Origin of the sequence: Halorubrum salsamenti (assembly GCF_007671685.1) — an archaeon.
Taxonomy (GTDB): Archaea; Halobacteriota; Halobacteria; order Halobacteriales; family Haloferacaceae; genus Halorubrum; species Halorubrum salsamenti.
In genome coordinates this window covers 669,695-695,996 of the sequence record NZ_VCNL01000001.1, presented here as the reverse complement: position 1 = coordinate 695,996, position 26,302 = coordinate 669,695, and the positions used below count along the sequence as shown (strand labels likewise).

Annotated in this window: 25 protein-coding genes, 2 tRNA genes and 1 pseudogene; 8 read left to right on the top strand and 20 right to left on the bottom strand. The window is 67.6% G+C overall.

The genetic code is table 11. From position 1 onward, the window contains the following. Window positions 1–65: 65 nt before the first annotated feature. Together FGL94_RS03425 and FGL94_RS03420 are read right to left on the bottom strand one after the other, a co-directional pair. Window positions 66–1,325, bottom strand: a complete 1,260-nt coding sequence (locus tag FGL94_RS03425) for an MFS transporter (protein WP_144920945.1) — start codon at window positions 1,323–1,325, stop codon at window positions 66–68. A gap of 76 nt (window positions 1,326–1,401) precedes the next feature. Next, a complete protein-coding gene (locus FGL94_RS03420; protein WP_144920943.1) occupies window positions 1,402–2,121 on the bottom strand; it encodes a DsbA family protein in 720 nt (239 codons plus the stop codon). Window positions 2,122–2,252: 131 nt separating this feature from the next. Here FGL94_RS03420 and FGL94_RS03415 point away from each other — a divergent pair. Continuing rightward, a pseudogene (locus FGL94_RS03415) lies at window positions 2,253–2,546 on the top strand (DUF5779 family protein); the annotation flags it as partial. Between the two features lie 126 nt (window positions 2,547–2,672). Next, the gene (locus FGL94_RS03410; protein ID WP_144920939.1) at window positions 2,673–3,647 is read left to right on the top strand and encodes a sugar phosphate nucleotidyltransferase; all 975 of its coding nucleotides are present in this window, start codon (window positions 2,673–2,675) and stop codon (window positions 3,645–3,647) included. Between the two features lie 48 nt (window positions 3,648–3,695). Here the strand turns inward: FGL94_RS03410 and FGL94_RS03405 are convergent, their stop codons facing one another. Together FGL94_RS03405 and FGL94_RS03400 are read right to left on the bottom strand one after the other, a co-directional pair. Continuing rightward, window positions 3,696–3,914 carry a hypothetical protein gene (locus FGL94_RS03405; protein WP_144920937.1) on the bottom strand — a complete coding sequence of 73 codons (219 nt, stop codon included), beginning with the start codon at window positions 3,912–3,914 and terminating at the stop codon, window positions 3,696–3,698. Window positions 3,915–3,996: 82 nt separating this feature from the next. Continuing rightward, complete coding sequence (locus tag FGL94_RS03400; protein ID WP_144920935.1) at window positions 3,997–5,460, bottom strand: DHH family phosphoesterase; 1,464 nt, start codon at window positions 5,458–5,460, stop codon at window positions 3,997–3,999. A 288-nt stretch (window positions 5,461–5,748) separates the two neighbouring features. Here FGL94_RS03400 and FGL94_RS03395 point away from each other — a divergent pair. Further along, window positions 5,749–5,822: transfer RNA gene (locus FGL94_RS03395), tRNA-Lys, on the top strand. Between the two features lie 284 nt (window positions 5,823–6,106). Here the strand turns inward: FGL94_RS03395 and FGL94_RS03390 are convergent. Then, window positions 6,107–7,582, bottom strand: a complete 1,476-nt coding sequence (locus FGL94_RS03390; protein WP_144920933.1) for a DUF7282 domain-containing protein — start codon at window positions 7,580–7,582, stop codon at window positions 6,107–6,109. Window positions 7,583–8,103: 521 nt separating this feature from the next. Between FGL94_RS03390 and FGL94_RS03385 the strand changes: the two genes are divergently transcribed. Next, window positions 8,104–9,402, top strand: a complete 1,299-nt coding sequence (locus FGL94_RS03385) for an MFS transporter (protein ID WP_144920931.1) — start codon at window positions 8,104–8,106, stop codon at window positions 9,400–9,402. Between the two features lie 33 nt (window positions 9,403–9,435). Here the strand turns inward: FGL94_RS03385 and FGL94_RS03380 are convergent, their stop codons facing one another. From FGL94_RS03380 to thrS, 4 genes are all read right to left on the bottom strand, one after another. After that, complete coding sequence (locus FGL94_RS03380) at window positions 9,436–10,155, bottom strand: methyltransferase domain-containing protein (RefSeq protein ID WP_144920929.1); 720 nt, start codon at window positions 10,153–10,155, stop codon at window positions 9,436–9,438. Window positions 10,156–10,263: 108 nt separating this feature from the next. Continuing rightward, window positions 10,264–11,373, bottom strand: coding sequence for a guanosine monophosphate reductase (locus tag FGL94_RS03375; protein WP_144920927.1), 1,110 nt, complete (start codon window positions 11,371–11,373; stop codon window positions 10,264–10,266). An 88-nt stretch (window positions 11,374–11,461) separates the two neighbouring features. Further along, complete coding sequence (locus tag FGL94_RS03370; protein ID WP_144920925.1) at window positions 11,462–12,628, bottom strand: pyridoxal-phosphate-dependent aminotransferase family protein; 1,167 nt, start codon at window positions 12,626–12,628, stop codon at window positions 11,462–11,464. Window positions 12,629–12,713: 85 nt separating this feature from the next. Continuing rightward, window positions 12,714–14,690 (bottom strand): threonine--tRNA ligase, encoded by a 1,977-nt coding sequence (gene thrS, locus FGL94_RS03365; RefSeq protein ID WP_186313325.1) that lies wholly within the window; start codon window positions 14,688–14,690, stop codon window positions 12,714–12,716. 162 nt (window positions 14,691–14,852) lie between these two features. Between thrS and FGL94_RS03360 the strand changes: the two genes are divergently transcribed. Beyond that, window positions 14,853–15,833 carry a PLP-dependent cysteine synthase family protein gene (locus tag FGL94_RS03360; protein ID WP_144920921.1) on the top strand — a complete coding sequence of 327 codons (981 nt, stop codon included), beginning with the start codon at window positions 14,853–14,855 and terminating at the stop codon, window positions 15,831–15,833. A gap of 28 nt (window positions 15,834–15,861) precedes the next feature. Here FGL94_RS03360 and FGL94_RS03355 read toward each other — a convergent pair whose 3' ends face one another. Both FGL94_RS03355 and FGL94_RS03350 read right to left on the bottom strand, forming a co-directional pair. Beyond that, window positions 15,862–16,284, bottom strand: coding sequence for a CoA-binding protein (locus tag FGL94_RS03355; protein ID WP_144920919.1), 423 nt, complete (start codon window positions 16,282–16,284; stop codon window positions 15,862–15,864). Between the two features lie 57 nt (window positions 16,285–16,341). After that, the gene (locus FGL94_RS03350) at window positions 16,342–16,944 is read right to left on the bottom strand and encodes an RAD55 family ATPase (RefSeq protein ID WP_144920917.1); all 603 of its coding nucleotides are present in this window, start codon (window positions 16,942–16,944) and stop codon (window positions 16,342–16,344) included. Between the two features lie 204 nt (window positions 16,945–17,148). Between FGL94_RS03350 and FGL94_RS03345 the strand changes: the two genes are divergently transcribed. The 3 genes from FGL94_RS03345 to FGL94_RS03335 all read left to right on the top strand — a co-directional run bounded on the left by FGL94_RS03345 (window position 17,149) and on the right by FGL94_RS03335 (window position 18,976). Continuing rightward, window positions 17,149–17,223, top strand: a tRNA-Arg gene (locus tag FGL94_RS03345). Window positions 17,224–17,593: 370 nt separating this feature from the next. Further along, a complete protein-coding gene (locus FGL94_RS03340; RefSeq protein ID WP_139246813.1) occupies window positions 17,594–17,740 on the top strand; it encodes a DUF2080 family transposase-associated protein in 147 nt (48 codons plus the stop codon). A gap of 3 nt (window positions 17,741–17,743) precedes the next feature. Continuing rightward, window positions 17,744–18,976 (top strand): RNA-guided endonuclease InsQ/TnpB family protein, encoded by a 1,233-nt coding sequence (locus FGL94_RS03335; protein ID WP_144920914.1) that lies wholly within the window; start codon window positions 17,744–17,746, stop codon window positions 18,974–18,976. Window positions 18,977–18,993: 17 nt separating this feature from the next. Here FGL94_RS03335 and FGL94_RS03330 read toward each other — a convergent pair whose 3' ends face one another. The 9 genes from FGL94_RS03330 to FGL94_RS03290 are packed head-to-tail and all read right to left on the bottom strand — an operon-like array spanning window position 18,994 to window position 26,277. Further along, window positions 18,994–19,371 carry a DUF3209 family protein gene (locus tag FGL94_RS03330; protein WP_144920912.1) on the bottom strand — a complete coding sequence of 126 codons (378 nt, stop codon included), beginning with the start codon at window positions 19,369–19,371 and terminating at the stop codon, window positions 18,994–18,996. A gap of 24 nt (window positions 19,372–19,395) precedes the next feature. Continuing rightward, window positions 19,396–20,613, bottom strand: coding sequence for a CbiX/SirB N-terminal domain-containing protein (locus FGL94_RS03325; RefSeq protein ID WP_144920910.1), 1,218 nt, complete (start codon window positions 20,611–20,613; stop codon window positions 19,396–19,398). Beyond that, entirely contained in the window at window positions 20,610–21,323 is a 714-nt protein-coding gene (locus FGL94_RS03320; RefSeq protein ID WP_144920908.1) for a cobalamin biosynthesis protein, read from the bottom strand. Before FGL94_RS03320 ends, FGL94_RS03325 begins: the two co-directional genes overlap by 4 nt. Further along, window positions 21,320–21,601, bottom strand: coding sequence for a ferredoxin (locus FGL94_RS03315; RefSeq protein ID WP_144920906.1), 282 nt, complete (start codon window positions 21,599–21,601; stop codon window positions 21,320–21,322). The genes FGL94_RS03320 and FGL94_RS03315 overlap by 4 nt, the downstream gene beginning before the upstream one ends. After that, window positions 21,591–22,667, bottom strand: a complete 1,077-nt coding sequence (gene cobJ, locus FGL94_RS03310) for a precorrin-3B C(17)-methyltransferase (protein ID WP_186313324.1) — start codon at window positions 22,665–22,667, stop codon at window positions 21,591–21,593. The genes FGL94_RS03315 and cobJ overlap by 11 nt, the downstream gene beginning before the upstream one ends. 2 nt (window positions 22,668–22,669) lie before the next feature. Further along, the gene (locus FGL94_RS03305) at window positions 22,670–23,611 is read right to left on the bottom strand and encodes a precorrin-3B C(17)-methyltransferase (protein ID WP_144920904.1); all 942 of its coding nucleotides are present in this window, start codon (window positions 23,609–23,611) and stop codon (window positions 22,670–22,672) included. Next, window positions 23,608–24,609: a cobalt-precorrin 5A hydrolase gene (cbiG, locus tag FGL94_RS03300; protein WP_144920902.1), complete on the bottom strand. Its 1,002-nt coding sequence runs from the start codon at window positions 24,607–24,609 to the stop codon at window positions 23,608–23,610. The genes FGL94_RS03305 and cbiG overlap by 4 nt, the downstream gene beginning before the upstream one ends. Further along, window positions 24,609–25,541, bottom strand: a complete 933-nt coding sequence (locus tag FGL94_RS03295) for a cobalt-precorrin-4/precorrin-4 C(11)-methyltransferase (protein ID WP_144920900.1) — start codon at window positions 25,539–25,541, stop codon at window positions 24,609–24,611. Before FGL94_RS03295 ends, cbiG begins: the two co-directional genes overlap by 1 nt. After that, window positions 25,534–26,277, bottom strand: a complete 744-nt coding sequence (locus FGL94_RS03290; RefSeq protein WP_144920898.1) for a cobalt-factor II C(20)-methyltransferase — start codon at window positions 26,275–26,277, stop codon at window positions 25,534–25,536. Before FGL94_RS03290 ends, FGL94_RS03295 begins: the two co-directional genes overlap by 8 nt. Between the last annotated feature and the right edge of the window lie 25 nt (window positions 26,278–26,302).

The window sequence follows — 26,302 nt, the reverse complement described above, 5'->3', positions numbered from 1 at the left end:
GGGCTCGACTCGGACGGCCGAACCGCCCGTCTCGGGCCGCGTCGGGCTCGCGTCGCGGGCGGGAGTCACTCCGACGGCGACCGCCCGGTCCCGCCGCCGAGCCCGAGGAACCCGTCGCCCGGCGCGATCGCTTTCACGGCCGGGAACAGCGTTAGCGCGATGGCGAGTTCGAGCCCGCCGACCGCGAGGAACGCGGGCGTGTAGCCGAACGTCTCGGTCGCGCTCCCGCCGATGAGGAAGCCCGCGAGGAAGCCGAGCGAGCCGAACACATTGAACAGCCCCATCGCCGCGCCGCGGGCCTCGGGCTCGACGAGGTCCGTGACGAGCGCCATCGTCGCCGGCGCCATCAGCGCGCCGCAGACGCCGACGAGCACCATGAGCGCGGCCGCGAGGTGATACACCGGCGCCACGCCGACGCCGATCGTGACGATCCCGTACGCGATCGACCCGATCACGACGGGAAGGAAGCGGCCGACCCGGTCCGACAGCGAGCCGAACGGGGCCTGTAGCACCGCGAAGGGGACGAAGAAGAGCGCGAGCGTCGCCCCCGCGGCCCCCGCCGAGAGGCCGAACGTCGCGGGGTCCTGAAAGTAGTAGACGCCGACGAGCGCGAAGAAGCCGGCCGTGAGTCGGTCGACGAAGCCGAACGCGAGCGGGACCAAGAGGCCGCGGGTCGTCCGCGCCCGGGCGAGCACGTCGCGGAAGCCCACGTCGCCGTCCGAATCGCCTCCGCTCGGAGTCCTCGATCGGTCGGTGACGACCCGGTCGTCGACGGTGGCCGCGAGCAGTCCCGACCCGGCGAGCACCGCGGCGCCGGCGTACACGGGGTAAAAGGCGTTCAGGTCGGCGAGCGCGCCGCCCACGACCGAGCCGACCGCTGCGCCGAGCCCGATCGCGACCCCGGCGGCCCCCATGTTTCGCCCGTTGCCGCCCCGGAGGTCCATCAGCGAGGTGATCGCCAGCGAGAAGGCGCCGATGGTGAGCGCGCCGCCCACGACCCGGACCGCGAGCGCCGCCCGGAAGCCGAACCCGAACTCGGGGACCGCGGCGAGCGCGACGTACGAGGCCGCGCCCCCGAGCGCGCCGGCGACGATCAGGGGTGCCCGCCGCCCGAGCGCGTCGCTCGCGGCGCCCCAGACGACCGCGAAGGTCACGAACGCGCCGAACTCCGCGACGAGGAACCACATCCCGGCGTCGATCCCGGCGGGCGCGCCGAGCGCGACCACTAGGTCCGGCACTCCGGGGTACAAGAGCACCTGCGAGATCAACACGGCGAGCACGACGGCGCCCAGCCGCCGCCGCTCGCCGCGGTCGTCCTCCGTCATCTACTTATAAAACGTGCCGAACGGTCAAAAGGCCGACGCTCGGGGGAACCGTGACTGACGCCGCGTGTGTCCCCACCTACAGCGCCGAGTCGATCGCCGTCGCGATGGAGTCCGCGTCGTACCCGTCGACCGCCTCGCCGTTCACGAAGATCGTCGGCGTCCCCTCGAGCCCCATCGACAGGCCCTCGCTCCGGTCGCTCGCGGACGCCTCGCCGTACGCCGCGAACCGCGCGTCGGCGATGGCCGCGCAGGGGTCCGCGCCGGCGGTCTCCGCGGCGGCGCCGATCGCCTCCCCGCTGTAGTTCCCCTGCGACTCGTAGGCGGCCGACGAGAACGCGAAGTACGCCTCGTTCCCCTGCCGCTCGCCGACCCCGCGGGCCGCGCTGGCGACGGGGACCGCCCACGTCTCGTTGACGGGGATCGGGAAGTCCCACTGCTCGTACCGGACGTCGCCGGGCTCGACGAACTCCTCGCGGATCGTCGGGAACTCCTCCAGCTTGTACGTCGCGCAGTGCGGACACGTGAAGTCCTCGAACGCCTGCACGACCACGTCGGCGTCCGGGTTACCGAGGGTCGGTCGGTAGCCGAGGTCCGGGTCCTCCGGTTCGGTCAGATCGCAGTCGTACTGGCCGGGATCGAGGTCGACGCCGCTGATGTCGAGGCCGTCGTTTCCGCCGCCACCGCTTCCGTCTCCGTCGGCCCCGCCTCCGCCGCTTCCGCCGCCGAGACAGCCGGCCGCGCCGATGACACCGACCGAGGCCGCGCCCGCGAGAAGGGACCGCCGCGTGTGTTCCATACCGCCGATCCGGACGCAGCGCACTTAACCGCACCGAGAGGGGTAATCGGCGGGCCGCGACGGGACGCGTCCGCGGCTGGCCACCGGGGACGCGTCCGAACGTTTTTGCCGCCGCCTCGCGACCCTGAGGTATGAGCGACTGGGACCTCGACCTGCGCGACGCCGAAGAGCAGATGGACGAGGCGTTCGCGGCCGCCGGCGACGTCGTCCTCGGCGTCCTCGACGGGACCACCGACCCCGACGAGTGGGTCCGCAGCGTCGACTACGGGAACACCCTCGTGTTGTCCGTCGACGGCGACCTCAACGAGCTCGCCGCGGGGTTCGCTCGCGAGGTCAAGGACATGGGCGGCGAGCTGATGCACTTCCGCGGGTTCCTCGTCGTCGCGCCGCCCGGCGTGAACATCGACACCGATCGACTGAGCGAGTAGCGGGCGTCGAGGGCGCCGCGGCGGGGCCGCGATCGGAGTTCACCCCGCAGAGACACCTCCGATCCGTTTCTCGCCGTTGACACGAGCAAAAGAGGTATGCCGCCGGGGTGAGACGAGAACCGTATGAAAGCAGTCGTACTTGCCGGAGGTTACGCGACGAGGCTCTGGCCGATCACCGAGACCCGACCGAAGATGTTCCTGCCGGTCGGCGAGAACACCGTCATCGACGAGATCTTCGAGGACTTGGAGGCGGACGACCGCGTCGACGAGGTGTTCGTCTCGACGAACGAGCGCTTCGCCGACGCGTTCGCCGACTACCTCGCCGACAGCCCGTTCGAGAAGCCGACCCTCTCGGTCGAGGAGACCGTCGAAGAGGACGAGAAGTTCGGCGTCGTCGGGGCGCTCGCGCAGCTTGTCGAGCGCGAGGGCGTCGACGACGACCTCATCGTCGTCGCCGGCGACAACATGATCAGCTTCGATCTGGCCGACTTCGCCGACTTCTTCGAGAGCAAGGGGTCGCCGACGCTGGCGGCCTACGACGTTGGCGACCGCGAGCGCGCCAAGTCGTACGGGCTCGTCGAACTCGACGGCGACGAGGTCGTGAACTTCCAGGAGAAGCCCGACGACCCCAAATCGACGCTCGTCTCCATCGCCTGTTACGCGTTCCCGGCCGAGACGCTCCCCGACCTCGAAACGTACCTCTCGGACGGCAACAACCCCGACGAGCCGGGCTGGTTCCTCCAGTGGCTTCAGGGGCGCGGCGCGGTGCACGCGTACACCTTCGACGGCGCGTGGTTCGACATCGGCACCGCCGACAGCTACCTCGACGCGGTCGAGTACGCGCTCGACGGCGGGACGCTCGTCGCCGCCGACGCGACCGTCGAGAACTCCGACCTCGGCGACGTGGTCCACGTCATGTCGGGCGCGACCGTCACCGACTCGACGATCGAACGTTCGGTCGTCTTCCCGGACGCGACGATCGCGGACTCGAAGATCCGAAACTCCGTGCTCGACGAAGGAGTCACGCTGGAGAACGTGGACCTCACCGGCGCGCTGATCGGCTCGTACACCTCGATCACCGAGGGCGACGAGTTCTAGCGCGCGGTCGTCGATCGCCGGGCGTCCGGCTTCCGATTTTTCCGCCCGTCACTTCCCCGCAGAGCTTCCGGCCTGTCGGTGCGTGTGGTGGAAGCAGTCGAACGCGGCGTCCGGGTCGGCGTCCGGATCGACCGGCTGGAAACACACGCGCCGGTACCGCTCGTTGTCGAGCAGGTTGACGACGAACCCGTCGTCGTGGCGCGACACCGACGCGTACGGGTCGCCGCAGGCGGGGCAGGTCTCCGGCGGGTCCTCGGGGACGTACATGGTTGGAGTCCCGGTTGGCTCCCGTTACGACCCGGGGAAAGAAAATCGCTCCGCCGGTCTCACGGAAACGGTTCCGCCGGTCTCACGACCCGTTCCCGCCGTCGCCGCCGCCCTCGACGCCGAGCGCGTCGAACAGCTTCCGGCGGACGGCCTCCTCGGTGAGGTGAAGCAGGGTGTCCCGGTTGTCGCCGCTCGACTCGATCCCGGTGAAGATGCCGAGCGGGATTTCGAGCGACCCCTGCGTCGAGTGGCCGGCGGCGTCGCCCATCTCGGAGAACGCCTCGTCGAGGACGTTGCCGATGTTCAGCCGGATGTCCTTCGAGCGCGCCGCGAGGTAGATGGTGTCGTCGGCGATCCCCAGCACGGCGGTCGTCGTGATCCCCTCCAGATTGAGGAGGTGTTGGGCCGCCTGCGCGAGCGCCTCGCGGTCGCGGATGAACCCGGCCGTCGAGAAGAGGTGGCTCCCCTGCACCTCGCGGTTCTGGATCGCCTCCGCGAGCACGTCCAGCGTCTCGGGACTCATCGACGGCGACTCCACCTGTTCGAGCGTGTCGTGGTTCGCGAACGGGTGCAGGTAGGCGGCCGCCGTCAGGTCCGCGGGCGTCGTGTCCCGCTTGAAGTCGAGCGTCTCGGCGCGGATCCCGTAGAGGAGGGCGGTCGCGACCGCCTCGGTCGGCGACTGGTCGAACTCCTGGAGGTACTTCGTGAGGATCGTCGACGTCGAGGAGACGTTGGTCCGCACGTCGATGAACCGGGCGTCGAAGGGGACCTCGGCCTCGAGGTGGTCGAGGTAGATGTCGATGTCCACGTCGAAGTCGAAGCCGTCCTCGGCCGACTTCGCGAGGTCGACCGCGGCGACCGTTCCGTACTCCGAGAGGTCGGGGGCCTCGGAGCGCGCCAGCAGATCGATCCCGAGGAGGTTGACGAACGCCCGGTTCTCCTGGTGGCCCACGTCGCCGGTGTAGAGGATGTCCGCGTCGACGCCGAACGCGTCCGCGATGGCCTGTAGCGCGGTCGCCGACGCGATGGAGTCCGGCTCCGGGTTGTCGTGGGTCAGGATCGCCATCCGGCCGTCCCCCTCTTCGATGATCTCCGCGAGCTGACGCGCCATGTACTCCAGCTCGCCGGTCTCGAGCGACTGGAGCGCGCTGTCGGCGATCACCGTCGAGGGGTTGATCACCACGTCGGCGCCGCGCTCGCGCAGTTCGTCCTCGCTGACGGGATCCGAGGCGCGGACGACGACGTAGTGGTCGCCGCCGGTGTCGCGCACCGCCGAGACGGCCGCCTTGTTGGCCTCGACGTCGCTCGCGAGAATCAGCACGATGTCCCGGTCGTCGAGCGCCTCGACCACGTCCGAGTCGGCGATGTCCTGCACGCGAGCGTTGAGGTCCTGGTCGCGGAGCGCCTCGACCCGGCTCTCGTCGCGGTCGAGGATGAGCACGTCCTTGCCGCGGCTAGTCAGGTCCTCCGCGACGGCGTGCCCGACGCTCCCACAGCCGAGGATCGCGTATCGCGTTCGCGCCGATCCGGATGCCGCACTACTCATTGCCTGTGATTTCCGCGGGACGACACTTAACGAGTGCGCTCTCGGCGTGACGAGGCCCCTGCGTGGCCGTCGTCGGGGAGCCCTCCCGCCCGCCGGCGGTTGCGGACGAGGTCGATCACGAGTAGCGCGGCGCCCGGGTCAGTCCGCCCGTCGAACGACTTGGCGTCGTCGCGACCGTCGAGAGCGTCGTGAATGCCGTTTCCATCCGTCTACTTTCTGCCGATCGACACACTCCGCTCGCCGTCGAATGAAAAGGTCTTTTACGTCGACACGGGTACGAGTCAGTGAGGGCCGGTAGCTCAGTTAGGGAGAGCGACGGACTCTTAATCCGTCGGTCGCGTGTTCAAATCGCGCCCGGCCCGCTTTTTCACCGAACGATTCCGAGTCGCGTAGATCGCATGATGGCGAGTCTACCGCCTCTAAATCGGCTCGAATCTCCGAGCGAGTTCGTTCGGTAACTGAACGTGCCCCGAAGCCGTCTGGCATCTAAGTCATAGTTGACGCCCACTACAGCATCAGTGATGGGTGCCGCCGATCGTGACACAGCTCAGTCCGATCACGACAGGTCGTCGTTGCTACCGACGACCGGAATGCCCCATGTCTGCGACGGCAGGCCGAAATATGGAACTCGAGAAAAGCGAGTTACTCAGGCGTCCTCTGGGGTGTCCGCCTGTTCTTCGTCGCTGTCCTCGCCGCTGGAGTTCTCGTCTTCGCCGTCTTCATCGTCGGTACCGTCTTCGCTGTCCTCTCCGTCTTCACCGTCTTCGCCATCGTCACCGTCCGTACCGTCTTCGCCGTCCTCTCCGTCTTCACCGTCTTCGCCATCGTCACCGTCCGTACCGTCTTCACTATCCTCTCCGTCCGTATCGTCGGCGCCATCGTCACCGTCCGTACCGTCTTCGCCGTCCGTGCCGTCTTCGCCATCGTCACCATCTGTTCCGTCTTCGCCGTCTGTTCCGTCTTCGCCATCGTCACCGTCCGTATCGTCGGCGCCATCGTCACCGTCCATACCCTCGTCGCCGTCGTCACCGTCCATACCCTCGTCGCCGTCGTCGCCGTCAGCCGGGGGCCCTTCGCTCGGCGTTTCGACGACGATGATCGCGTCCTGTCCGAAATCGTTCGTGAAGATGCTGTGGATATACGCGCCCGGCGGACCCGCGGCCCGGACTTCGAACTGAACGTCCGTCGAGCTCTCGCCGTCGAGGTCGACGGTCCGGGTCTCGACGAGATCGCCGTCAAACCGGAACTCGACCGGCTGTTCGATGGCGAAGTCGTTGGGGTTCGAGACCGTTGCGTTCACCGCGACGGTGTCTTCCACGTTCACGGATTCGGGTGCGGTGAGCCCCGTGACCCTGAACGAGGCGATCTCGTCGACGATCCGGATCTGGGCCGGTTCCCCTTCTTCGCGCGTGTACACGCCGTGGATGTACGCGTCGGAAGCGACCTCCGACGTGTTGACCGACGTCGTGAAGTTCGTCGACTCGCCGGCGTCGAGGCTGACCTCCTCGCGGGCCGTCACGTTACCGTCGAACCGGTACTCCACGGTCTGTGTGTCCGCCACGTCGTTGGGGTTCTCGATCGTCGCGCCGACGTTCAGCGTGTCGCCCCGTTCGGTGACTTCGGAGGCACTCAGGCCAGACACGTCGAACGATTCGCCGGTGGTCTCGGCGGTTTCGAGGGTGACGTTCGCCGAGTCAGTGATCGCCGTGCCGTTGTCGACGTACGGCCCGTCCGCCGACCCGTTGCTCGCGACGAAGTCGTAGCTCTCGGTCGCGTTCGTGTCGCGATGCGGCATCGCGATCAGCGTCTCGTCTTCGGTCAGCTCCGTTCGATCGAACGTCGCTCCCGGAACGCCGTCGAACAGCGTGACCGTTACGTTCTCGTTTTCTCCCGGTTCGAGGTATTCCGAGACGCCGATCACGCTCCCCGTGGCGTCCCCGTCGAGCAGACTGTCGTTGTGGATCACCACGAATCCGCCGTCGGACGTGTTCACCGAGTCGACGGTTACCGACGTACCGTCGGTCATCTGATCGGAAAACGCTACTGTGGCGCTGGTGTTCGTCGATGACTCGACCTGTGGCCGCAGCTCTTGGGCTCCGACCATCCCCACGACGGAGCTCATCATCACCGCAGCTAGTACGACTGCGATAAGTTTTCTTGTTGAAACTTCCATGCGTATCATAACACTGTCCCACTATCAAAAAGTGTTTGCCAACTTTCATTTATCGGAGACTGTACGGATCCCATGTGATTTAGATATTATTTGATGATGATTCTGCATGTTCCACGACACGCTGTCCGAGACGGGTCCGTGAGAGTCAGGGGCTATCGGAGAGGAGCGGACGGGACCGGAGAGACTGAAATCGACGAGAGTTGGCGGGGAAGAGAGGAGGGCGGCGACTGTCCGAGACCTCACCCCTCGACGCCTTCGATCCGCGCACCGCACTCCGGACAGACCTCGTCGGCACACGAGACGGCGAGGTCGCACTCCGGACAGAACCGTCGATCGCAGGCGGGATCGCCCATGCCCGCGTGTCCGCACGGATGCCTCATAAGTCCGACGGCGGCCTCCGTCCCACACCACTCGCCTCAGAAAGCGCTTCGAACCGAAACCGCTTTTGAACGGGTACGCGCCGTTCCGGTGTGAGCAACGCGGGCGCGAGCAACGGGCCGAAGCGATCGCAGTTCTGGGCGCTCTATCTCACTCGGTTCGCCGAGGGGTTCGGGTTCATCACCCTGCTGACCCTGCTACCGACGTATATCAACACGTTGGACCCCCAGTCGGCGACCGTGCTCGGCGTCACCATCTCGGCCGGATTCATCATCGGGATGTACACCACGGGGTTCACCCTCGCGCAGACCGTCGCCGTGATCCCCCTGGCGTGGGCCGGCGATCGACTCGACAAGCGGCTCGTACTCCTCGCCGTCCTCGGGACCGGTGCGGGCGTGTACACCCTGTTCCCGCTGGTCGACTCCTCGGGCTCGTTTATCCTCGTCAGGGCGCTACAGGGGTTCGTCGTCACCGGCGCAGGGCTGATGACGCTCTCGCTGGTCGGGCAGATCGCCGACGTGGGCACGCGTGCGGACAGGATCGGAAAAGCGAACGCCGCCGCCTTCGCCGCCTCCATCGTCGGGTCGCTCGGCGCGGGCGCGGTGTACGATGCGGTCGGATTCGGGCCGGTGTTCGCCATCATCACGGCGCTGATGGTGGTCGCGTGGCTGATCACGTGGGGCGTCCTCGATCCGGATCCGACCCGTGTCGAGGGGTTCCCGTTCACCGACCTCGCGGTCAACCGGAAGATCCTCACGATCTCGACGTTCCGCGCGCAGTACGCCTTCGCGGTGACGACGGTGCGGACGTGGATCCCGATCTACGCGGGCACGGAACTGGCTGCGGGCGGACTCGCGGTCGGCGCGACCGCGGTCGCGGTGACGGTCACCGCCGAGAAGGCGACCAACATGGTCGGGCAGCTGTTCACCGGCCGCCTCTCGGACGGATACGGTCGCTCGTTGTTCGTCTTCGCCGGCGGAGGGGCCTACGGGGTGATCGCGGTCCTGATCCCCTTCGCGCCGGCCGCCGGCGCGCTCCTCGGCACCGACGTGACGGTCCCGGTTCTCGGGGAGTTGCCGCCCGCGTACCTGCCGCTCGTCGCCTTCTCGGGACTTCTCGGCGTCGCCGACTCCTTCCGCGAGCCGGCGAGCATGGCGCTGTTCGCGGACGAGGGCACCGACGACGGCGGCGTCGCGTCCAGCTTCGGCATCCGCGAACTGGTCTGGCGGCCGGGCTCGGTGGCGGGACCGCTGATCGCAGGCTGGCTGATGGTCGAGGTGAGCATGGCGTCCGTCTTCTACGTCGGCGGCGCGTTCGCGATCACCGGAGTCCTCGCATTCCTCGCGGTGCTCGCGCACGACCACGGCCGAGCGGCGCTGACGGCGTGGTAGGAACACGGCTCTCGGAACCGGGAGACGCGAGGCCTACCGCTTCCTGAGTGCGGCCCGGTAGTGTGGGCCGTCCCCGGTTCCCTCGCGATCGATCGCCGCGACCTCCCATCCCGTCCCGAGGGCCGCCTCGCGGAGCCGATCCGGTGAGAACAGCCTGAAGTGGAGGGTCGGATCCGTCTCCCCGTCGTACGCAAACCACATGACGCGGTGCGCGAGCCCCGGCGTCGGGTCCTCGCGGTACCCGAGGAGGTCCGCGGCCCCGGAGTGGTCCGGGTCGTAACAGTCGATCACGGCGGTCGCATCGGAGGTCGTCACGAACGCCAGATCGCCGAGGAACGACGAGAGCCCGCGCATCGAACCCGCCAGTCCGATCTGCGTGCCGATCGCGAGCGCCGATGCGAACCGGTCCCGCTCGAACGCGTCGCGGAGAGCGAACATGTCGCCCTCGCGAGCGTCCGCGACGCCGCGATCGCGCATCGTCTCGACGAGCGCCGGACTGGTCTCGACCGCGACAGTCTCGAACCGGTCTTGAAACCACAGGGCGTGGCGCCCAGCGCCGGCGCCGAGGTCGACGAGCGACCCCGCCAGCCGCGACGCCAGCCACGATCCCGCATCGCTCCCCGGGTCGAACGCGTCGAAGTAGAACGCCTCGATCGGGTGTTCGCGCGTCGCTTCCCCGTCGCCCTGTCGGAGGGGTTCGGTCCGATCGCCGCGGTGGTGATCGCGGATCGCGCGTCCGAAGGCGTCGATCATGAGCCGAGCCTGTCGGCCCGGCCTGAAAAACGGTTCGTGGGATCGCCTCGCAGTCGCACGGCCGCAGTCGTGCGCTCGTCGGCTGGTTGGCCGGTCGTCGGCCGCCGCTCAGTCGCCGCCTTCGATCGACGACCCGCCGGCCGACTCGACGACCCGCTTCGTCTCGCTGTCCACGCTGATCCCCTCCCAGTCGTCGTCGGTGTGGAACCCCTCGCGTTCCTTCGCGCCGGGCGCGACGCGGATGAACTCGGCCCGGTCGCGGGCGCGCTCGAGCGTGTGTCCGCCGCAGTACGAAAGTCCCGAGCGGATCCCCTGACAGAACTCCTCGGCGACCGTCGCGACCGGCCCCTTGTACGGCGTCAGCGCCTCGACGCCCTCGTCGGCTCCCACGTCCGATCCCTTGTCGTCGCGGTCCTCGGCGGCGGCGGTCGTCGCCATCCCGCGCGACCGCTTGTAGCGCGTCCCGTCGACCTCGACGACCGCGCCCGGCGCCTCCTCCGTGCCGGCGAAGAGGCTGCCGAGCATCACGGTGTCGGCGCCCGCCATCAGCGCCTTCACCGCGTCGCCGGAGGTGCGGATCCCGCCGTCGGCGCAGATCGTCGCGTCGAGGTCCTCGGCCGCGGTCGCGCAGTCGTCGACCGCGGTCAGCTGCGGCACGCCGGCCCCGGCGACTTTCCGCGTGGTACAGTGCGATCCCGGTCCGATACCGACCTTCACGCAGTCGGCGCCGGCGGCCGCGAGGTCCTCGACGCCCGCGGGCGTGGCGACGTTACCGGCGACCAGATCCGTCTCCGGGAACTCGTCGGAGATCTCCTCGACAGCCGTGATCGTTCGTTCGAGGTGCCCGTGCGCGACGTCGACGACGAGGGCGTCCACGTCGGCCGCGACGAGGGCGGCGCTCCGGGCAACGTAGTCCTCGTTGACGCCCACCGCGGCGGCGACCCGCTCGCCGGCCGCGGCCGCTTCCTCGACCTGCGTCGCCTGCTCGTCGACGGTGAGAAAGCGGTGGAGGACGCCGATCCCGCCGGCGCGGGAGAGCTCGATCGCTAGCTCCGCCTCCGTGACGGTGTCCATCGCGGCCGAGACGAGTGGAGTCTCCAGTTCGACGCCCGGCGTGAGTCGCGTCGAGAGGTCCACGTCGCTCCGGCTGTCGACTGACGACCGCTGCGGGACGAGCAGCACGTCCCCGTAGCTCAGCCCGGTTCGTAGATCGTTCATACCCCTACCGAGGGGAGAGATACTCACTGATAAATCTCTCGGCGGTCGATCGACGATCGATCGGGACGGTCCGCCGCTTTCCCGGCGGTTAGAACCCTTGCTCGGACAGCGCGTCCTCCAGCGCCGCGAGGACGTACTCGACGTTCTTCGGGCGGGCCGAGTAGCCCATACAGCCGATCCGCCAGATGTCGCCTTCGAGGTCGCCGAGCCCGGACGCGATCTCCAGGTCGTACTCCTCGAGGAGGTAGTCGATAACGGCGCCGTCGTCGATCCCGTCCGGAACCCGCACCGCGTTCAGGCTCGGGAGCCAGTACTCGTCGGGAGCGTTCATCTCGAGGCCCATCTCTTGGAGCCCCGCCTTCAGGTCGCCCGCGACCTCTCGGTGGCGCGCCCACCGCTGTTCGATCCCCTCCTCGGCGACGAGCCGGAGCGCCTCGCGGATCGCGTACACGTTCGTGATCGGCGCGGTGTGGTGGTACGAGCGGTCGTCGCCCCAGTATCCCTCGAGCAGGGAGAGGTCGAGGTACCACGACCGAGGCTGTTCGTCGCGGTCGAGCACCTTGTCCATCGCGCGGTCGCTGAGCGTGAGCGGGCTCGCGCCGGGCGGACACGAGAGGCACTTCTGCGGGCCGGAGTAGGCGGCGTCGATCCCCCACTCGTCGACGCGCAGCTCGACGCCGCCAAGCGACGTGACGGTGTCGGCGATCACGAACGCGTCGTGGTCGTGCGCGATGTCGGTCAGCTCGGGGACGTTCGGCTGGAGGACCCCGGTCGAGGTCTCCGCGTGGACGAACCCGAACACGTCCGGCTGGTGCTCGTCGAACGCGCGCTCCACGTCGACCGGGTCGAGGGGCTCGCCCCACGGCGCGTCGACCTCGACGACATCGCCGCCCGCGCGCTCGGCCATCGACTTCATCCGCCCGCCGAAGTAGCCGTTCGTCGGGACTAACATTGTGTCGCCCGGCTCGACGAGGTTGCCGATGGCCGCTTCCATCGACGCCGACCCGGTCCCCGACACCGGGATAGTCCACCGGTTATCGGTTCGGAACGTGTAGCGCAACAGCTCTTGGACCTCGTCCATGATCTCGACGAACGAGGGGTCGAGGTGGCCGACGAGCGGCGTGCTCATCGCCTTGAGCACGCGCGGGTGGACGTCGCTCGGTCCCGGTCCCATTAGCGTCCGATCCGGCGGTGTCAGCTCTCCTACGTCCGGTGCGTCGTGTTTCGACTCGGTCAGCGCGGATGAGTCACCCATGGAGTGAGCTACCCGGAGCAGCATGAAAAACACGACGGAACCCGAGAGCCAGGCCGGAGACCGACGGCCCTCCGGGTCTCGCCGGTCACTCGTCGTCGACGAAGTCCGGCTCCGTCCGCTTCTCGTCGCGTTCGGCGACGAGGTGGTCGACGAACGCGTCGATATCGACGTCGCCGCGCTGATTCTCGAAGCGGTCGCGGACCGAGACGGTGCCCGCCTCCTGCTCGTCCTCGCCCACGATGACCATGTACGGGAGCCGGTCGTCGTGGCCGGCGCGGATCTTGCGGCCGACCGTCCAGTCGCGGTCCTCGACCTCGACGCGGAAGCCGGCGTCCTCCAGCTCGTTTTTCACGCGGTGCGCGTAGCCGAGCGTCTCGTCGGAGACGGGGAGGATGCGGACCTGCTCGGGCGCGAGCCACAGCGGGAAGTCGCCGTCGAAGTGCTCGATGAGCACCATGAAGAAGCGCTCGTAGCTCCCGTACAGCGCGCGGTGGATCATCACCGGCTGGTGGTCCTCGTTGTCCTCGCCCGTGTAGGTGAGATCGAACCGGTCGGGCATGTTGAAGTCGAGCTGGACCGTCGGACCGTCCCAGACGCGTCCGAGGGCGTCCTCGAAGCCGAAGTCGATCTTCGGGCCGTAGAAGGCGCCGTCGCCGGGCTCGACGTCGTAGTCGTAGCCGCCCGATTCGAGCACGTCGCGGAGCTGCTCCTCGGCGGACTCCCAGATCTCGTCGCCGCCGACGGACTTGTCGGGGCGGGTCGCTAATGCGACCTCGACGTCCAGATCGAGCGTCTCGACGACCTCGAAGATCATCTCGATCACCGACTCGATCTCCTGACGTATCTGGTCCGGCCGGACGAACAGGTGCCCGTCGTCGATGGTGAACGACCAGACGCGCGAGAGCCCCGAGAGCTCGCCGCGCTGCTCTTTCCGATACACCTTCCCGTTCTCGAAGTAGCGCTGCGGGAGGTCGCGGTACGACCACGACTGCTGGTCGAATATCGTCGCGTGACCCGGGCAGTTCATCGGCTTGAGGCCGTACTCCTCGTCGTTCACGTCGAGGAGGAACATGTCCTCTTTGTAGTTCTCGTAGTGGCCGGATTTCTTCCACAGCTCCGTTCGGAACACGTGGGGCGTCTCGACCTCCTCGTAGCCGTGCTCGCGGTTGAGCTCGTTCGCGAAGTCCGACAGCTCGCGGAGCACGGTCTTGCCCGGCGGGTGGTACAGCGGGAGGCCGGGGCCGGTCACCGTCGGGATCGAGAAGAGGTTCATCTCCTGTCCGATCTTCCGGTGGTCGCGCTCTAACGCCTCCTCGCGCAGTTCGAGGTGCTCTTCGAGGTCGGACTCGGAGGCGAACGCCGTCCCGTACACGCGGGTGAGCGTGTCGTTGTCCTCGTCGCCGCGCCAGTAGGCGGCGGAGACCTCCAACAGGGTCGCCGCGCCAATCTCGCCCGTCGACTCGACGTGGGGGCCCTGACAGAGGTCCCGCCAGCCGTCCTGCACGTAGAAGGTGACCTCCTCGTCGTCGGCCTCCTCCGCTAAGATCTGCAGTTTGTACTCGTTGTCGGCGTAGATCTCCGTGGCCTCCTCGCGGGATCGGACCTCGCGCTCGATGTCGTAGTCGGCCGCGATGATGTCGTCCATCTCGTCTTCGATGGCGTCGAGGTCGTCCTCGTCGAGGTCGACGTCCGCCACGTCGTAGTAGAACCCGTCGTCGGTCGGGGGGCCGATGGTGAGCGTCGCCTCGGGGTGGAGCCGCTGGAGGGCCTGCGCGAACACGTGGGCAGCGGAGTGGCGCAGCACCGTGAGGTACTCGTCGGACTGGTCCGTGACGATCTCGATCCGCGCGCCGTCGTGGACCTCCGCGTGCTTTTCGACGAGTTCGCCGTCGATCTTCCCCGCGACCGTGTCGCGACCGAGCCCGGGGCCGATCTCGAAGGCGACATCTTCGACTGTCGCCCCCGCCGGAACGTCCAGCTCTGATCCGTCCGGAAGGACGACCGTCACGTCGGCCTGCGCATCGGTCTCGCTCATACCTCTTCGGAACCGGACGAGGGGCATAAGTTTGTTCGATCCACGGCACGCCGTCACGTCCGCGATCCGGTCGGTTCCCCCCGGATCGTTACTCTCCCGAGTCCCGGCAACGCCCGCCGCCGCCGGTGACAAGAGGCGGCCGACACAGCCATGGAAACACGCAAAAGGGCCGGCAACGATTGCGCGGATATGACGACCCATCGGGAGCCCCTGTCGTCGGTGTTGGAGACGGTCGGGGAGACGCCGCTCGTCCGGGTACACGACTCCCCGGACGAGGTGCCGGTGTACGCGAAGCTGGAGTCGTTCAACCCCGGTGCGAGCGTCAAGGACCGCATCGGGAAGTACATGCTCGAACGCATGCTCGAACGCGGCGACGTTGGGGAGGGCGGCACCGTCGTCGAGCCGACCGCGGGTAACACCGGGATCGGGATCGCGGTCGCGGCCAGGCAGCTGGGGCTGAACGCGGTGTTCGTCGTCCCCGAGCGGTTCTCCGTGGAGAAACAGCAGCTCATGCGTGCGCTCGGCGCCGAGGTGGTCAACACCCCGAGCGAGGACGGGATGGGGTTCGCCATCGATCGCGCCCACGAGATCGCCGAGGAGCTCGACGACGCGGTCGTTCCTCAGCAGTTCTCGAACCCGCTCAACGCCGAGGCGCACTACGCGACCACCGCCCCCGAGATCGGCGACGCGCTCGACGACAGGGTCGGTGCCGTCGTCGCCGGCTGCGGCACCGCCGGGACGCTGATGGGGATGGCCCGCTACTTCCGCGAGCGGCATCCCGACACCCACGTCGTCGCCGTCGAGCCCGCCGGTTCCGCGTACCGCGAGTTCCTCGGCGAGGAGGTCGACCACGAGGAGTACAAGACCGAGGGGATCGGCACCCACGACATCGAGCGGAACGAGCTGTTCGACCCGGAGCTCGTCGACGACATTCGGGCTATCCCCGACCGTGAGGTCCACGGGGAGATGGGTCGGCTCGCGGCCGAGGAGGGACAGCTCGTCGCCTCCTCCGCGGCCGCGAACGCGATCGCGGCCAAGCGGGTCGCTCGCGGGATCCGCGACGGCGAGATCGACGCCCCCTACGAGACGGTCGCCACCGTGTTCGCCGACTCCTCAGAGCGATACCTCTCGAAGGGCGTGTACCGCTCCTTCGAGGAGTGGGAAGGATAGGGATCGAGGCGTCGTCTGATTCGCTTCGCTACCCGCGAAGCCGCCCGTGTTCGACTTTCATACACCGGTCCTGAACGACTTCGATCCCGTCGGCCTCCGCCTCCGCGGCCGCCTCGTCGTGGCTGATCCCCAACTGGAGCCACGCCGCGCCCGCGTCGCCGCGCTCCGCGTGTCGCTCGCGCACGGCGCCGAGGACCTCCGGCACCTCCCCGCTCGGGCGGAACACGTTCACGAGGTCCACGTCGGCCTCCACCTCGGCCAGTTCGTCGTACGCCGTCTCGCCGAGCACCTCGTCGGCGAAGGGGTTCACCGGGATCACGTGGTACCCGTGCTGCTGGAGGTACGCCGGCACGTCGTGGGCGGCCTTCCCGGGCGTCGTCGAGCAGCCGATTACGGCGATCGTGTCGGCGTCGAGCAGTCGATCGAGCCTCTCGTCTTCGGTGATGGACATAGTCGCGGATACGCGGTCGCGACGATTAAACTCCCCGCCAGCTAAAGTGCCCGGCAGTCAGGCCAGCCGGATCTCCGGTTCGCCGTCCTCGGGAACGGTGATGATGCCGTCGAAGAGCTGTTTGAGGGTGTTCATCGCCTGCTCGTCGTGGGAGGTCGAGTCGATACTGAACAGTCCGAGCCCGCTCACGCTCTGGATCCGCCCGGTGAACACGTGGAGGAATCGGAACACCGTCTGGAGGTCAGAGTACATCAGCAACGTCGACAGCGAGTGTACCATCACGCGGTTCTCTTCGATCCCGCGGTCCCCGAAGGCCTGCAGGAACTCCGAGAGCTTGATCCCGATGCCCGTCATATCCACGGGCGAAGAGGCGTACTTGATCCGGTCGGACTCGCGAGCGTCGTTGACCCCCTGCTGGCGGGTGACGCAGTCGACGACCGCGACGGGCTTCCCCTCGTAGGGCGTCCGCTTTTCGTAGTCTTTCAGGACGCGGTCGGCGCCGTCCTTGGTGGTGACGACGATCGCGCCGTCGCCGCGATCGGTCCCGGTCGCCAACAGGTCCATCATCAGCGATCGCTTTCCGGTGAGCGGCGGCCCGGTGAGAAGGAGGTTCGTCCCGGGATCGACCTCCTCGTCGAAGTGTGGCCTCAGGTCATACATAGGCGTACCTCGGCGACGACAGAACCGACTCGGGCCACTCGTTCGGCGGTGACGCCGTACGACCAGAACACATCTACTACGGAAACCATGCCCGGTCCCGATAATATTCTTTTTGATCGCCCGTGGCACCGTGGCCATCGGCGCCGACCCGAAGCGATTTCGAATCGCGGGACTTAACATCCTCACCGAAGTAGCGAAGCGTACGGGCGCTTAGCTCAGTCTGGATAGAGTGCTTGGCTTCGGACCAAGCTGTCGCGGGTTCAAATCCTGCAGCGCCCATTCGTTTTCATGATGATTAGGATTCCACACGGCTACCTTTGCTGATTTGGATGACGGAGAGTTTCACTATGAGACGGTACTGTCGGCAGTGCGGATGGAACGAGAGACGTCGTCTCACGGCCACCATCGCCGCAAATGACTCTTTAACTGGAATTAGGCGCTAAGTCCCCTTCCTCAAGGAGCAACGCAGGGAGCGAAGCGACCGAGTAGCGCAGTAGGGAGGGGATACAGCGTCCTCAGAAATCTTTGATTTCTGGTGTGCGAACGAGACGCTGCGCGTCTCGTCAACGCCTCACGATTCTCAAACACGTTCACCGCTCGGCCCACAGGCCACCCACCTTTATGTCTATCCAAAGTCTATACGTCGATGATGGATAGGTTTGAAATCGAAGGAGAAGAAGTCCTCGACGGAACCGCAAAACCTTCGGGGAACAGTGCCCACGTCATCGTCCCCAAACGCTGGCGCGGGGCCGACGTGAAAGTCGTCCGCGTCTCCGATCCCGACCCAGACGAATAGTCCATGCACTACAACTACAAGTATCGACTCACCCCGCCAGAAGCCCTCGAAGAGGAGCTTCTGTACCACGTCGATACTTGTAGACAACTCTACAACCACGTCCTCCACCTGCTCAACGAGGCAGACAACATTCCCGCCCGCTACGAGGTTCAGGGGCGACTCCCCGACCTCAAATCGTGGTGGAACGACCTCGGAGATGTCCACTCGAAAGTTCTCCAGATGGTTGTCAAGCGCGTCTACGACAACCTCTCTACGCTCAAAGCACAGAAGGAGAATGGACGCACCGTGGGAATGCTCAAGTGGAAACCACCTCGGGAGTATCGGTCGCTCACCTACAACCAGTCCGGCTTCGAACTCAAGAATACGAGTGGTCGGCCCACGCCGTGGTTGAGCAAGATCGGCGAGATTCCGATTCGTCTCCACCGAGACATCCCCGAGAACGCGATCATCAAACAGGTCGCGGTCAAACGCGAACCCACGGGCGAGTGGTATGCCACGTTCGGCATCGACGTGGACGAGGATACACCAGAGAAGCCGCAGAATCCCGAGCGGGTCGTCGGCATCGACGTGGGAATCCTCAAGTACGCACACGACACCGACGGGTACGCCATCGAGAGTCCCAATTTCAGCGAGGAACGTGAGCGACTCGAACGCGCACAACGCGACCTCACGCGGAAGGAACACGGCTCTGCAAATTGGGAGAAACAACGGCAGATCGTGGCCGAATGCCACGCCGACCTCAAGCGGAAGCGTCGGGACTTCCTTCACAAGTTGTCGAACTACTACGCCTGCGAGTACGACCTCGTGGCGGTTGAGGACTTGGACGCGAAGGGCTTGATCGAACTGCCGGGCAACTCACGCAACCGGGCAGGAGCGGCGTGGGGGACGTTTCTCCGGATGCTCGAATACAAGTGCGAGCGCAAGGGGACGCACTTTGTCGCAGTTGACCCGAAAGATACGACGAAAGAGTGCGCGTCCTGCGGTGTCAAGACGGAGAAGCCGCTGTGGGTGCGCGAACACTCGTGTCCGTCGTGTGGGTTCGAGGCGGACAGGGACGCGAATGCGGCGTGGAACATCCTTTCTCGCGGTCTCGAAGACATAGGAGTGGGATACTCCGAATCAACGCCTGTGGAGACTGCGCTCCCTACGGACACCAATTCGGTGTCTGCAAAGCGCGTCGTGGAAACAGGAAGCCCCACCCTCAAGGAGCGAACCGCGTCAGCGGTGAGCGAGTAGGGTGGGGTAGTTCACGTTCACTCCTCGGTAGGGAACACCTCGTGAAGCGTGTGATGGGAGTCCCCGAGATCGGCGAGGAACGACTCGCCCGAGTCGGCGAGTCGAGCTAGCGATCGCTCTGCGTCCCGAACGGCCACGAGGCGCCCTCGAGTGTATGCATATTCCGGGTCGTCCGTGTCGAGGGCTGCGACTGTCTCCTCTAAGTCGACGAGTGCGGCGTCGAGATGTCGTTGGAGTTCCGCTACGGACTCGGCTGCCGCGAGGGCGGCGATCGGCGTGTCTTCGTCGAGTTTGTCACCGAGTTCCTGTTCTGCGTGGCGTCGAACGGCGTCGTCCGAGGTTCCGAGAGTGTTCATAAGCCCGAGCCGCAGGGCTTCGATTTCGTCACAGCTCATCGTGGGTCGAAGTCTGATCGTAGGTCATAGCGTTTGGTGAACGAGGTCGCTAACGATTCGGTCCCGCTCGACGGCGGAGACGATTCGGTCGGCGTCTTCGTCGTCGCCGGTGCCGTACCACACCCCATCGGGATACTGCGCGACGATCGGGCCGTCGCCGCACTGATCGAAACACGACGATCGCGTGACGTGAACGTCTGAGTCGGCGTCTCGGGCGGCCTGACGGAGGTTTTCCAGAACGGCTGGTGAACCGTCCGCCGCGCACGTCTGGTTCGTACAGACGGCGAGGTGTGTCTCGGGAGCGTCGTGGGTGTGCGGTTCGTCGGCGACGTCGTCACGGTCTTCGTGTGCCTGCTGGTGGGTCAGTGCGCGGAGCATCGCGCGTGCCCCACCCTCGTCTTCCTCGTACCCGTCGAGTTCGACTTTGTACTTGCACGTGTCACACGACATGTCGACCGAGTCGGTCCGCGCCGCCTGCCACCGGTCTGAAAGAACGTCCAGCAGCCGGGTGTCCGTTCCGAGCGGGTCGCCGGCAGCGGCGTCGACGTACGGGTACTCCGCGTCGAACTCCGCGGCTCCGTCGCGGATCCGCCCGGTCAAGACGCCGTCGCCGAGCATGTACGGCAGCACGACGATCGCGTCCGGTCGCGTCTTCGCGACGTCGTGGAGCACCTCGCCGAGGAGCGGTTCGGTGACACCGATGAACCCGGCTTCGACCCGGTCGAACGAGCGACCCTCGTACAGGAGTCTGGCGAGTTTGTGCACGTCCGCGTTCGAGTCCGGGTCCGAGGAGCCGCGGGCACAGACCACGACGGCGACGTCGTCGTCGTCGCGGTCGACCCCCAACTCCGCCTCCACGTCCCGCGCCCGGTCGTCGAGGAGGTCGAGTATCGCCGGATGGATACCGAGGTGCGCGCCCGCGTGGAAGGTGACGCCCGGGTGTTCGCTCCGCGCTCGCTTCACGGCGAGCGGGAGGTCGTTTTTGACGTGACTGGCCGCGAAAAGCGACAGCGGCACCATCGTTATCCGCGACGAACTGTGCGCGAGTGTGCCGATGGCGTCGGGGATCGACGGTTCCGCGAGTTCGAGGAACGCGGCGTCGGTCGAGACGCCGAGACGGTCCTCGAGACCGGCCGCGAGTTCGCGCACCGCCTCGTTCGACTTGTCCCGACGAGAGCCGTGGCCGACGAGCAGCGCGGTCTCCTCGTCGCCGATTCCGACGGCGTCTGCCGCCCGGCTCATGAGCCTCCTCCGTCCGTGTCGGTCGCTTCGATGAGGCTCCCGACATCGAGACCCGCGGCCCGCTCGACGCTTCGGAGCGTCTTTCGGCGACGGTTCGTCGCGAACAGCCCGCTATCGCCGGCCCCCTCGTAGACCCACTCGGCGAACGCGGTCGTGTCGCCGTCTGCGACTCCGAACCAGTGGCCGCCCGACGAGGACGGTTGCGGTTCCTCGGAGTCGAACCCCGCCGCGTCGAGCGTCGTCCGGATCCGCTTCAACAGCCGGGAGTCGTCGTGGACGAACGAGATGCCGACCGCGGCGCTCGACTCGCGGAAGCAGACGACGCCGCACGCCTCCAACAGCCCGCGAAGCAGCTCTCGACGGTGGTCGCGGAGGGCGTCGAACCGATATCCGCCGGAGTCCGATCCCACCGGCAGTCCGAGCGCCGCGGCGGCGTTCGCGGCCAGCGTCGGATCGATGATCTGCACCGTGTACTCGTCGGCCTGCCGGGTGACTGCCGTGTCGTGAGCGAAGTCGCGTTCGGCGATCCGGTGATCGACGGTTCCGCCGCCAGCGATCGCGGACAGACGACGCGCCGCGTCCTCATCGACGACTTCGATCTCGATCCCTCGATCGGTCACTTGGCCGCCGCCGGCGACGTGGCCCCAGAAATAGGCCGTCTCCGGGTGTCGGGCGAGCATGTCGTCCGGCGTCGTCTCGACGGCGCTCATGCCTCCCCCTCGCGTTCCTCGACGGTGATCGCGTCCAGCGGACAGGCCGCCGCGGCCGCCTGCGCCTCGTCGATGCGCCCGTCACGGAACGTCGCGGCGACCTCGTCGGCGGTGCGCTCGACCGGGTCCACGGCGTCTGTGAGGTCGAAGCCGACGAGCCCCCCGTCGGCCTCGACGAACCGGTCGTCGCGGACGAGGCAGGCGAAGACGCCGTCGCAGGCGTTCAGATCGACGGAGACGCGGTACGTCGTCCCGGTGTCGAGGCGCTCAGTAGTCATACTTGCTCTCGTAGCCGCGCGGGGTGATCATCCGGCCGTCCCAGACGTACGTCTCCTCGTTGCCGACGAGCAGCGTGGTCGTCATGTCGACGAGGTCGGTCTCGCCGAGCGACTTCAGCCCGCCGAGTTCGACGATTTCGACGGCCTCGTCGTCGCGCCCGGCGCCGTGGACGACGCCCACCGGCGTGTCGGCCGGTCGGTGTTCCAAGAGGATCTCGCAGGCCGTCTCGAAGTTCTCGCGTCGCTTCCGGCTCCACGGGTTGTATATCGCGATCGTGAACCCCTCGGCCGCGACCGCGTGGAGTCGCGACTCGATGTCCGCCATCGGCGTGAGGTGGTCCGACAGCGAGATCGACACCGAGTCGTTGACGAGCGGCGCGCCGGCGCGGGCGGCACACGACTGCGCGGCCGGGACGCCGGGGACGACCTCGAAGTCGAGCGCCGACGCCGTCGCGCCCTTCGACTCGATGATCTCGAGCGCGAGCCCGCCGAGCGCGTACACGTTCGGATCGCCGGAGCCGACGATGGCGACGTCGTTGCCCGCGAGCGCTCGGTCGACCGCCTCTTCGGTCCGAGAGACCTCGCCGCACATCGGCGTGTCGTACAGCTCGTCGGCGGCCTCGGTGACGTCGTCCGGAATCAGGTCTATGTACGTCGTGTACCCGACGATGTGGTCCGCCTCCAGCAGCGTCGCCCGGGCGCGCTGGGTCATCCCCTCCGGCTGCCCGGGACCGAGTCCGACGGCGAACAGCCGCCCCGGGTCGGCGTCGAAGTCGTCGGCAGTCGCTCCGACCTTCTCGTCCGTCGCCGCGGATTTCGAGGCACCGCACGAGGAGGAGCCGCTGGAGTCGCTCGCGCCGCACGACGGCGACGACGCGCTCGTGTTCTCCGTCGCCGCTCCGCCGTCGCTCACCGCGTCGTTCGCTGCGCGGCCACCGTCGCTCGCCGCGTCGTTCGCTGCGCGGCCACCGTCGCTCGCCGCGTCCCCGTCGATCACCGTCTCGGGATCGCTGTCGCCGCAGTTCGAGCTCGATTCGTCCGTCGATCCGCAGGTGGTGTCACTCATTGTCAGAAGTCGTCGACGTCTCGCCCGCCACGCGGGGTGACGAGGAACCGGTCGTAGTCGTTCTCCCAGACTTCCGTCTCGTGGGTGCCGACGACCAGGGACGTGCCCATGCCGCCGACCTCGTCGTCGTGGTCGGTCGCCTCGCCCAGCGTCGTCAGCGTGTACGTCTCGTCGTCCAGGTTGCGGCCGGCCTCGCCGCGGCCGGCGTCGTTGACGATCGCGACGGGGGCGTCGTCGGTGCGGTGTTCCCGGAGCACCTCGATCGCGCGCTCGTAGTCGCGCCAGCAGTTGTAGAGGACGATCGTGAACCCCGACACCGCCGCGGCGCGGAGCTTCTCCGCGATCTCCTCCCAGCCGCGCCACTTGTCCGACAGCGAGATCGTACAGAAGTCGTTCGAGAGCGGCGCGCCGACCATCGCGGCACCGCCGAGCGCGGCCGTCACGCCGGGCACGATCTCGATCGGGACGTCGTCGGCGTCGTCCTCGTCGGCCATCAGATAGACGAGGTCGGACTTCCCGTACACGTTGGGATCGCCGCCGGAGACGTGCGCCACGTCCTGTCCGGCGCGGACGCGCTCGAATGCCTCGCGGGCGAGTTCGATCTGCTGTCCCATCGAGGACCGCACGATCTCGACGGTCTCGCCGTCGGGATGGGTGCCGACGTTTCCGGCCGTCCAGTCGGCGTCGTCGACCGAGCCGACCGCGGCACCGCCGTCCGTGGCGGCGGCCTCCTCCGTCCGCGACTCGGGCGGGATGGTCCCGTCCCGCCGGAGGAACTCCTGGTAGAGGTTCGACGCGATGACGCAGTCGGCGTGGCGTATCACGTCGCGGGCCCGCTGCGTCATCGCGTGCGGGAGTCCCGGGCCGATACCGACGACGTACAGCGTTCCCATGCCGTCCGGCGCGTCGTCCGCGCCGCCGGGCGCCGAGCCGTTCCCGGTCATCGCCCCACCGCCACGGTCACTTCGTTTTCGTAGCTGGTCTTCTCCGCGACGAGTTCGTGGTCGGCGCCGCCGGCGATAGCGCTCGCCTCGGCGACGCCCGGCCAGCCGATGAGCTCCTTCGCCTTCGACGGCGTCGGTCCCTCGAACTCGAGCAGAGTCTCCTTGTCGAACGCGACGACCCCGACGTCACGCGTCGCGGCCGCGGCGAGAAGCCCCTCCTCGTCGGCCTTTCGCGTCGCGGTGGCGACGAACTCGACGTCGGCCCAGTCCCGATCGATCTCGGCGAGTGCTCGGTCCCACGCGTCGAGGAAGCGGTCTTCGTCCGCGCCGGAGACCGAGCCCGTACCGAGTACGACCCCGTCGTCGAGGTTTCGTTTGAGGACCGTCACGTCGTCGTCGACCACCACCGCACGCGGCCCGTCGAGCCGTTCGACCGGGCCGAGCTCGTCGTCGAGGACGGCGAGGTTCGTCGCGACCGTGGAATCGCCGTTGACGACGTGTGCGGACAGCGCCTTCGCCTGCTTCTCGACGCCCTGTTTGTCCGCCGCCTCCGAGGCGGTGGTCATGGCCGGCACGGCGCCGAGCGTCGCGAGGTCGTCCGCAACTTGATTGGCGCCGTGGTGACCGCCGGTGATCGGGATCGCCCACGTGAGCTCCTCGTCGACCACGACGATCGCGGGGTCGTCCCACTTGTCGTCGAGCAGCGGCGCGGTCTTCCGCATGGCGATCCCGGAGGCCATCAGTCCGACGAAGCAGTCGTACTCGCCCCAGTGCTCGGCGAACACGTCGCCGTGGTACTCGATCACGTCGATCGACTCGTAGCGGTCGCCGATCCCCTCGACGATCTCCGTGGCGGTGTCGAGCTTCCGCTCGAAGCTGATGACCGCGATCTCCTCCGCCACTTCGCCGTCCGAGTCCGCCGTCGAACAGTGCCCGCCGCCGGAGTCGTCGCCTTCGGTGCTACTCGCGTTCGTCCCGCCGTCGCTGTCGGTGCTCATCAGTCGTCGGCCTCCGTTTCGGTCGTCTCCGCGGCGTCTCCGGCGCTATTCGATCCGTCGCTCCCCGCGTCCGCCGCTCCGCCGTTCGCCCAGTCGCCGTAGAGGAACGACCGCTCGTATCCCGCACCCGTCGCGGCCTCGCCGATGAGGACCATCGCGGACGCGCGGTAGCCGGCCGCCTCCACCTTCTCGCCGATGTCGGCGATCGATCCGGTGATCACGTCCTCGTCGTCCCACGAGGCGTGATAGACGACCGCGACCGGCGTCTCCGGGTCGACGCCGTCGCGGTCGAGCAGGCGGTCCATCGTGTCACTCACCGCGTGGGTGCCGAGGTAGATACAGGTCGTCACGTCGCCCATCTCGACGAACTCGGCGACGTGGTCGTCCTCCGCGTCGAGCGTCTTTCCCCGCGGACGCGTGAACGCGACGTGGTTCGCGACGCCGTTCAGCGTGAGCTGGGTGCGCAGCGTCGCCGCCGCCGCGAACGACGAGGTGACGCCGGGAACGATGTACGCCGGGACGCCCTCGCGTTCGAGCGCGTCGATCTGCTCGAGGGCGGCGCCGTACACCGCGGGGTCGCCGCTGTGGAGTCTGACGACGGTTCGTCCGTTCTCGTGGGCGTCCCGCATCAGCGGGATCAGCTCTTCGAGGTCCTTGCCCACGGAGTTCACCAGCTCCGCGTCCGCGCAGTGTTCCTCTAAGAGCGCGCTGGATACCAGCGACCCGGCGTGGACGACGAGGTCGGCCTCGTCGACCAGTTCCTTGCCGCGCACGGTGAGGAGGCCGGGGTCGCCCGGGCCGGCACCGACGAACGGAATTCCGTCTTGGTCCTCGCCGGCGGTGTACTCGTGGACCCGCGGGTCGAGTTCGCCCGCCGTCCGGTCGCCAACGGCGTCGATGGCCGCCCGCGAATCGACCGGTTCGTCAGTCATCGCCCACCTCTGCGTCGGCGGTCGCGGAGACGCGGCCGTTCGCGTCCGCGTCGGCCGCGAACTCGTCGGTCGCCCGCGACGTCTCGAGACCGCGGCGTTCGGCGTACGCGAGCGTGTAGTAGTCGCGGTCCGCGACCGTCTCGGCGTCTCCGGTGACGACCGTCTCGCCCGCTTCCATGAACAGCCGCCGCCCGAACCGCACGTCGTAGCCCGCCCGGTCGAGTTTGCGGGCCGTCTCGGGGGCGTCGGTCACTTTGAACAGGACCATCCTGTCGGGCCCGGTAGGTGCGCGTCCGCCGGCGGCCTCGCGGAGCGCGAGCCCGGCGCCGGCCTCGATCTCGACGTCGAGCGCGGTCGCGAACGCCGTCATCGCGCTGATCCCGGGCACGATCTCCACGTCGACGTCGGGATGGAACGCGTCGAGCGTCCGGCTGAGGTGTCCGAACGTGGAGTACACGTTCGGGTCGCCGAGCGTGACGAACGCGACGTCGCCGGCGCGCGCTTCGGGGGCGATCTCGGCCGCGGCCTCCTTCCACGCCTCGCGCAGCCGCTCCTCGTCGCTCGTCATCGGGAAATCGAGGTCCCCGATCCGGCTCTCCGGGACGTGTTCGGTCGCGACCGCCCGCGAGAGTCGACCCGGAGAGTACACCACGTCGACTCCGTCGAGGATCTCCCGTCCGCGAACGGAGATCAGGTCGGGATCGCCGGGACCGAGTCCCACGCCGTACAGGGTCATTCGACGCCCCCGATCCGGACCGTCC